The following is a 288-nucleotide window of genomic DNA, read 5'->3' on the forward strand; positions in this document are numbered from 1 at the left end:
AGCGCGGAAGCCAAAGCGGCCGTTTCCGGCTGCACTTCTCGACAAATCCTCAAGACTTCCAACCTCAAGCATCGAACATGTTCAATCGCATCCTCACCGGCATTTTCGGCAGCCGCAACGAACGTCTGATCAAGCAGATGTCGAAGTCGGTCGCCAAGATCAACGCGCTCGAGCCGTCCTTGCAGGCGCTGTCCGACGAGGATCTGCGCGCCCGCACCGATGCGCTGAAGGCGCGAATCGCCGCCGGCGAGACGGTGAACGACATCCTGCCCGATGCCTTCGCCACCG

At 61.5% G+C, this 288-nt stretch carries 1 protein-coding gene; it reads left to right on the forward strand.

Annotated features, from left to right (window positions below; translation table 11 throughout):
- Positions 1-77: 77 nt before the first annotated feature.
- On the forward strand, positions 78-288 hold a 211-nt coding region (locus tag D1Z90_RS21095), incomplete at its 3' end, for a hypothetical protein (RefSeq protein WP_147378841.1).

Source organism: Motilimonas pumila (assembly GCF_003596335.1).
GTDB classification, from domain to species: Bacteria; Pseudomonadota; Gammaproteobacteria; order Enterobacterales; family CBDFNC01; genus Motilimonas; species Motilimonas pumila.